The following is a 6,714-nucleotide window of genomic DNA, read 5'->3' as shown; positions in this document are numbered from 1 at the left end:
TGCCGCCCTTGCTCGCGAGCGTGATGTCCCAGCGGCGGTTCCTGAACACGCGCCCGACCAGGGTTTCGTTGGCGCCGAAGCCGTACAGCGCCGCGGTGTCGAACAGCATCACGCCCGCATCCAGCGCAGACAGCAGCACGCGCTCGCCCTGCTGCGCCGAAGGCGGCGTGCCGTAGGCGTGGCTGAGGTTCATGCAGCCCAGCCCGATGGCCGAGACAGAAAAAGGTCCGAGTTGCCGTTGTTGCATGGCCGTGAGCCTACCCGACCAACTGTTGCTCCAGCTGGTCCAGCACCTCGTAGCAGGGCAGCACCTTGGCGACGCTGGAGTTCGGCTCGCGCCCTTCGCGGATGGCGGCGATGAACTCGCGGTCCTGCAGCTCGATGCCGTTCATCGACAGGTCCACCTGGGACACGTCGATCTTCTCTTCCTTCCCGTTCACCAGGTCGTCGTAGCGCGCGATGTACGTCGCGGTGTCGCCGATGTAGCGGAAGAAGGTGCCCAGCGGGCCGTCGTTGTTGAAGGACAGCGACAGCGTGCAGATGGCGCCGCTCTCGGTCTTGAGCTGGATGCTCATGTCCATGGCGATGCCCAGCTGCGGATGGACCGGCCCCTGCACCGCGTTGGCCTTCACCACCTTGCTGCCGGTCTGGTACTGGAACAGGTCCACCGTGTGCGCGGCGTGGTGCCATAGCAGGTGGTCGGTCCAGCTGCGCGGCTGGCCCAGCGCGTTCATGTTGCTGCGGCGAAAGAAGTAGGTCTGCACGTCCATCTGCTGGATGTGGAATTCGCCGGCCGCAATCTTCTCGTGCACGTACTGGTGGCTGGGGTTGAAGCGGCGCGTGTGGCCCACCATCGCCACCAGGCCGCTCTGCTTTTGCATCGCGACAACGGCGCGGCCGTCCTCCAGTTTGTCGCACAGCGGGATCTCCACCTGCACGTGCTTGCCGGCCTGCATGGCGGCGATGGACTGCGCGGCATGCATCTGCGTGGGCGTGCACAGGATCACGGCGTCCACGTCGGGGCGGGCCAGCGCCTCGCCCAGCTCGGTGGTCACGTGCTTCGCGCCGTACTTCTGCGCGACTTCCTGCGCCTTGGGCAGCTCGCGGCCGATGATGGACACCACCTCGACGCCGTCGATCAGCTTGAGGGCGTCCAGGTGCTTGATGCCGAAGGCGCCGGGCCCGGCCAGTGCGATGCGTACTGTCTTGCTCATTGTCTTTTCTCCTTGCAATCCGTTCGGCCTGAGCCTGTCGAAGGGTGGCGCGTGCCGGGGCTTCGACAAGCTCAGCCCGAACGGGTTATCGGTTCTCCAGGATCATGTGGCCCACCGCCGTGTTGGACGCGGGCACGTGGTAGAAGCGGTGCCGCAGCGTGGGCTTCGGTCCACCGTCGACATCGGCCATCGCGCCGCGGGCAATGAGCCACATCACCAGCTCGATGCCTTCGCTGCCGGCTTCCTGCACGTACTCCATGTGCGGCACGGCTGCGAGTCCTTCGGGGTCGGCGATCAGGCGGTCCAGGAAGGCGTTGTCCCACTCGCGGTTGATCAGGCCGGCACGCGGGCCCTGCAGCTGGTGGCTCATGCCGCCGGTGCCCCAGATCTGCACGTTCAGGTCTTCGTCGTAGCTCTCCACGGCCTTGCGGATCGCCTGGCCCAGGCGGAAGCAGCGCATGCCGCTAGGCACCGGGTACTGCACCACGTTGACCGCGAACGGCACCACCTTGAACGGCCATTCCTGCGCGTCGCCGCACAGCAGCGACAGCGGCACGGTGAGGCCGTGGTCCACGTCCATTTTGTTGACGATGGTGAGGTCGAAGTCCTGCTGGATCACCGAGTGCGCGATGTGCGCCGCGAAGTCGGGGTCGCCCTGCACGTCGGGCACCGGGCGCGGGCCCCAACCTTCATCCGCCACCTTGTAGTGCGCGGCGGTGCCGATGGCGAAGGTCGGGATCATCTCCAGGCTGAACGCGGTGGCGTGGTCGTTGAAGACCAGGAACACCACGTCGGGCTTGTTGTCCCTCATCCACTGGCGCGAGAACTCGTAGCCCGCGAACACCTTCTGCCAGTACGGCTCTTCGGTCTTCTTCAGGTCCATGGCCGCGCCGATGGCCGGCACGTGCGATGTGTAGACGGATGCGGTGATGCGGGCCATTACGTGTTCTCCCTTCCCCATTTCGGGTGGCGGCCGCCGCCGATCATCATCTCGCGGTAGGCGTCCTCGCTCATGCCGGTCATGGAACCGGCCATCTGCTGGAAGCTCTTGCCGTCGGTGGCGCCGATCTTGGCCAGGAAGTAGATGTTGCCGCCCAGCGCAATGCAGCGGTTCAGGTCGCGCGCCAGCACCGCCTGCTTCTGCTCCTCGGTCATCGGCCATTCGTCGAGGTAGGCGCGCTCGTCCTTCTTGAAGCGCTCGCGGTTCTCGGCCTTCATGAGCGACATGCAGAACTGGTTGAGTGCATAGCCCATGCGGCTTTGGTCGGCGTCGAAGATGGTCGTGCCGGGCACGCCTCTGTAGGGTTTGTCGAGTGGCATCGTGTTTCACCTCGTTCGGGTTGGTATCGCATCCGTTCGGGCTGAGCTTGTCGAAGCCCTTCGACAGGCTCAGGGCGAACGGTGGGTACCCTGATCGAACGGTCAAGTGCTCCAATAAAGTCGCGTCGGGTTGTCCACCAGCAGTTTGCGCTGCAGTTCCGGCGTGGTGGCGATGTGCGGGATGAAGTCCACCAGCAGGCCGTCGTCGGGCATGTGGTCCTTCAGGTTCGGGTGCGGCCAGTCGGTGCCCCACAGCACGCGGTCGGGGAAACTCTCCACCACCTTGCGCGCGAACGGCACCACGTCGCGGTAGGCGTTGCGCTCGCTATCCAGCGCCGGCGGGCCGGCCACCGACAGGCGTTCGGGGCAGCTCACCTTGCTCCACACGTTCTCATGCTCGCGCATGAATTTCAGGAACAGTGCGAACTCGGAGCCGTCGATCGGCTTGTTCACGTCGGGCCGGCCCATGTGGTCCACCACCACCGTGGTCGGCAACCGGGTGAAGAAGTCCCACAGCTCGGGCAGGTCCACCGCCTCGAAGTAGATCACCACCTGCCAGCCCAGCGGCGCGATGCGCGCGGCGATCTCCAGCAGTTCGTCCTTGGGCGTGAAATCCACCAGCCGCTTGACGAAGTTGAAGCGCACGCCGCGCACGCCGGCGGCGTTCATTGCTTGCAGTTCGTTGTCGGTCACACTGCGGCGCACGGTGGCGATGCCACGCGCCTTGCCGTTGGCGTGTTTCAGCGCATCCACCATCGCGCTGTTGTCCGCACCGTGGCATGTGGCCTGCACGATCACGTTTTTGTCGAAGCCCAGGTGGTCGCGCAGCGCGAACAGCTGCTGCCAGCTGGCGTCGCACGGCGTGTACTTGCGCTCGGGCGCGTAGGGGAACCGGTCGCCGGGGCCGAACACGTGGCAGTGCGCGTCCACCGCGCCCGGGGGCAGCTGGAAGTGCGGCTTGCTGGGGTTGGCGTACCAGTCGAGCCAGCCGGGCGTTTTGGTGAATTCCATGTGTTCTTCCGAATCCGTTCGCCTTGGAGGAAAGTCCGTTCGCCCTGAGCCTGTCGAAGGGCTTGCGCGGGCTTCGACAAGCTCAGCCCGAACGGGTGTGGGAACGGTGCTTCAATCGATGTATTTCAATCCCGCTTTCTCCAGCGGCTCGCGCATCTTGTACATGTCCAGCCCCAGCACGCCCGAGGCCAGCTTGGCGCGCTTCTCGCCTTCGTTGGCTTCGCGGGCTGCCGCGGCGTCCAGCGTCTTCTTGGCCATCGCGGCGGGCACGCACACCACGCCGTCGTCGTCGGCCACGATCACGTCGCCCGGCGTCACCAGCGCGCCGGCGCACACCACCGGGATGTTCACCGAACCGATGGTCGCCTTGATGGTTCCCTTGGAACTGATGCACTTGCTCCACACCGGGAACCGCATCTCGGTGAGCGTCTTCACGTCGCGCACGCCGGCGTCGATGACGAGCGCGCGCGCGCCGCGCGCCTGGAACGAGTTGGCCAGCAGGTCGCCGAAATAGCCGTCGGTGCATTCGGCGGTAATGGCCGCCACGACGATGTCGCCCGGCTGGATCTGCTCGGCCACCACGTGCATCATCCAGTTGTCGCCCGGATGCAGCAGCACCGTGACGGCCGTGCCGGACACCTGCGCGCCGGCATAGATCGGCCGCATATACGGCTTCAGCAAGCCCACGCGGCCCATGGCCTCGTGCACGGTGGCCGAGCCCAGGCCGGCCAGCGCATCGGCCACCTCGCGGTCGGCACGCTTGATGTTGCGGTAGACAACGCCCAGTTCGTACATCTCAACGTCCTTGCTGTTTCAAGCGCGCATCCAGCCGCGGAAAGACGCGCCGCGTGTTGGCCTCGAAAATCTGGTGCTTGTCTTCTGCGCTCAAAATCGTCGACGCGTCGATGTAGCGCTTGGTGTCGTCGTAGTAGTTGCCGGTGGTCGGGTCGATGCCGCGCACCGCGCCGATCATCTCGCTGGCGAACAGCACGTTCTTCACCGGGATCACCGTGTTCAGCAGGTCGATGCCCGGCTGGTGGTACACGCAGGTGTCGAAGAAGATGTTGTTCATCACATGGTCGTCCAGCAGCGGCTTCTTCATCTCCTGCGCCAGGCCGCGAAAGCGCCCCCAGTGGTAGGGCACGGCACCGCCGCCGTGGGGGATGAGGAAGCGCAGCGTCGGGAAGTCCTTGAACAGGTCGCCCTGCACGCACTGCATGAAGGCCGTGGTGTCCGCGTTCAGGTAGTGCGCGCCGGTGGTGTGGAAGCACGGGTTGCACGAGGTGGACACGTGGATCATGGCCGGAATGTCGTACTCCACCATCTTCTCGTAGATGGGGTACCACCATCTGTCGGTGAGCGGCGGCTCCTTCCAGTGCCCGCCCGAGGGATCGGGATTCAGGTTGATGCCGACGCAGCCGTACTGCTCCACGCACTTCACCAGCTCGGGAATGCAGGTCTTCGGATCGACGCCGGGCGACTGCGGCAGCATGGCCACCGGCGCGAAGTGTTCCGGGAACAGCTGCGACACGCGAAAGCACAGCGCGTTGCAGATGGCGGCCCAGGTGCTGGACACCTCGAAGTCGCCGATGTGGTGCGCCATGAAACTGGCGCGCGGCGAGAACAGCGTGAGGTCGTTGCCACGCTCCTTCATCAGGCGCAGCTGGTTGTTGACGATGGTCTCGCGGATGTCGTCGTCGGAGATTTTCAGCTCCGAGGGCTTGGGCATCTGCGCCGGGTCCTTGATGCCGGCGATCTGCCGGTTGCGCCACTCTTCCAGCGCCTTGGGCGCGGTGGTGTAGTGGCCGTGGCAATCGATGATGAGGCTCATGCGTGGTCCTTGCTGCGTCTTCTGTTTTAGCGGATTCAGGCGGGCTCCATGCCCTGACGGCGCTTGGCCTCGGCCCATTGCGGCGCGGCCATGAAGTCGAGCAGGTCGCGCGCCGCGTCGGCCTGCTGCGAAGCTGCGCACACCGCGCCGCTGAACACGGTGACGATGGCGATCGGCGCCGGCAGCGGCCCGACGACGTCGATGCCTTCGAGGTGGATCAACTCGCTGCGCTGCTGGAAGCCCAGCGCCACGTCGCCCCGTGCCACCAGCGAACCCACCGGCACGCCCGGCGGTGCCTGCACGATGCGCGGGCGCACCTGGTCTGCGATGCCCCAGCGCTCGAACAGCTGCACCAGCGCCACGCCGCTCGGCCCGGTGGAATAGCCCAGCGTCGGCGCGGCCAGCACGGCCTGCTTCACGGCTTCTTCGGTGGACAAGTCTGGCCGCGGCGCGCCGGCGCGCACAGCGACCGCGACGTCCGAGCGCACCAGATCCACGCGGCTGCCCGCGACGGCATGGCCGCTAGCCACCAGCTTGTCGATGGCAGCGTCGGCGAGGAATACGACGTCGAAGGCTTCGCCCGCCTGCACGCGCTTGGCGGCATCGACGCCGCCGACGGACTCGATGGCCACGGCGACGCCGGTGCGCGCTTCATAGGCAGACGCCAGCTCAGCCAGCACCTGGCGGGTGGCCATGGACGAGATTCCGCGGATCGGCATGCGAGGCATTGTGCGTGCGCTGGCAAGCCCCTGGAAGCCGGAGGCCCCGCTATCAGCTAGAACAAACGCGCATAGCTGTGTCTCAGCTATGTTCTAGACTGGTGAGCCCATGGACCTGAAACAGCTCGCCTACTTCGTGCGCGTGGCCGAGCTCGGCAGCTTCACGCGCGCCGCCATCGAGCTGGACGTGGCCCAGCCTGCGCTCAGCCGCCAGGTGCGGCTACTGGAGGTGGAGCTGCGCCAGACCCTGCTGGTGCGCAACGGCCGCGGGGCGGTGCCCACCGAAGCCGGCCGCGTGCTGCTGGACCATGGAAGGGGCATCCTGCACCAGGTGGAGCGCGCCCGCGAAGACCTGGGCCGCCTGCGCGGCGGCCTGGCCGGCCGCGTGGCCGTGGGCCTGCCCAGCAGCGTGGCCCGCGTGCTGGCCGTGCCCCTGACCCGCGTCGTCGGCCAAGCCATGCCGGATGCGCGCCTGTCGATCAGCGAAGGCTTGTCGGGCGCGCTGCAGGACGCCCTGACCAGCGGCCGGCTGGACATCGCCGTGCTGTACAACGCCCAGCCCTCGCGCGAACTGGACATCACGCCACTGCTGGAAGAAGACCTGCTGCTGGTGCGCGCC

The 6,714-nt window shown here is 66.5% G+C and carries 9 protein-coding genes; 1 reads left to right on the top strand and 8 read right to left on the bottom strand.

Annotation, left to right across the window (positions count from 1 at the left end; genetic code table 11):
* From H0U68_RS07865 to H0U68_RS07830, 8 genes are all read right to left on the bottom strand, one after another.
* A partial coding sequence (locus H0U68_RS07865; protein WP_296354322.1) for an aldo/keto reductase occupies positions 1-247 on the bottom strand: 247 nt, incomplete at its 3' end.
* Between the two features lie 10 nt (positions 248-257).
* A complete protein-coding gene (locus H0U68_RS07860; RefSeq protein WP_296354320.1) occupies positions 258-1,214 on the bottom strand; it encodes a Gfo/Idh/MocA family oxidoreductase in 957 nt (318 codons plus the stop codon).
* Between the two features lie 85 nt (positions 1,215-1,299).
* Positions 1,300-2,154 (bottom strand): class III extradiol dioxygenase subunit beta, encoded by an 855-nt coding sequence (locus H0U68_RS07855; protein ID WP_296354318.1) that lies wholly within the window; start codon positions 2,152-2,154, stop codon positions 1,300-1,302.
* Positions 2,154-2,534: a protocatechuate 4,5-dioxygenase subunit alpha gene (gene ligA, locus H0U68_RS07850; protein ID WP_296354316.1), complete on the bottom strand. Its 381-nt coding sequence runs from the start codon at positions 2,532-2,534 to the stop codon at positions 2,154-2,156. The genes H0U68_RS07855 and ligA overlap by 1 nt, the downstream gene beginning before the upstream one ends.
* Before the next feature lie 102 nt (positions 2,535-2,636).
* On the bottom strand, positions 2,637-3,545 hold the full coding sequence (locus H0U68_RS07845) for an amidohydrolase family protein (protein WP_296354314.1): 909 nt from the start codon (positions 3,543-3,545) through the stop codon (positions 2,637-2,639).
* Positions 3,546-3,656: 111 nt separating this feature from the next.
* On the bottom strand, positions 3,657-4,340 hold the full coding sequence (ligK, locus tag H0U68_RS07840) for a 4-carboxy-4-hydroxy-2-oxoadipate aldolase/oxaloacetate decarboxylase (protein WP_296354312.1): 684 nt from the start codon (positions 4,338-4,340) through the stop codon (positions 3,657-3,659).
* Position 4,341: 1 nt separating this feature from the next.
* The gene (locus H0U68_RS07835) at positions 4,342-5,376 is read right to left on the bottom strand and encodes an amidohydrolase family protein (RefSeq protein WP_296354310.1); all 1,035 of its coding nucleotides are present in this window, start codon (positions 5,374-5,376) and stop codon (positions 4,342-4,344) included.
* 35 nt (positions 5,377-5,411) lie between these two features.
* Positions 5,412-6,071 carry a substrate-binding domain-containing protein gene (locus H0U68_RS07830; RefSeq protein ID WP_296354324.1) on the bottom strand — a complete coding sequence of 220 codons (660 nt, stop codon included), beginning with the start codon at positions 6,069-6,071 and terminating at the stop codon, positions 5,412-5,414.
* A 133-nt stretch (positions 6,072-6,204) separates the two neighbouring features.
* Here H0U68_RS07830 and H0U68_RS07825 point away from each other — a divergent pair.
* A partial coding sequence (locus H0U68_RS07825) for a LysR family transcriptional regulator (protein ID WP_296354307.1) occupies positions 6,205-6,714 on the top strand: 510 nt, incomplete at its 3' end.

Origin of the sequence: Ramlibacter sp. (genome assembly GCF_013697775.1) — a bacterium.
GTDB lineage: Bacteria > Pseudomonadota > Gammaproteobacteria > Burkholderiales > Burkholderiaceae_C > Ramlibacter.
The sequence above is the reverse complement of the archived record's forward strand: the minus strand, read 5'-3'. Positions and strand labels throughout refer to the sequence as shown.

Coding starts and splice junctions, on each gene's coding strand:
- H0U68_RS07860 (WP_296354320.1), bottom strand. CDS start 1,214: ATGAGCAAGACAGTACGCATCGCACTGGCCGGGCCCGGCGCCTTCGGC.
- H0U68_RS07855 (WP_296354318.1), bottom strand. CDS start 2,154: ATGGCCCGCATCACCGCATCCGTCTACACATCGCACGTGCCGGCCATC.
- ligA (WP_296354316.1), bottom strand. CDS start 2,534: ATGCCACTCGACAAACCCTACAGAGGCGTGCCCGGCACGACCATCTTC.
- H0U68_RS07845 (WP_296354314.1), bottom strand. CDS start 3,545: ATGGAATTCACCAAAACGCCCGGCTGGCTCGACTGGTACGCCAACCCC.
- ligK (WP_296354312.1), bottom strand. CDS start 4,340: ATGTACGAACTGGGCGTTGTCTACCGCAACATCAAGCGTGCCGACCGC.
- H0U68_RS07835 (WP_296354310.1), bottom strand. CDS start 5,376: ATGAGCCTCATCATCGATTGCCACGGCCACTACACCACCGCGCCCAAG.
- H0U68_RS07830 (WP_296354324.1), bottom strand. CDS start 6,071: ATGGCCACCCGCCAGGTGCTGGCTGAGCTGGCGTCTGCCTATGAAGCG.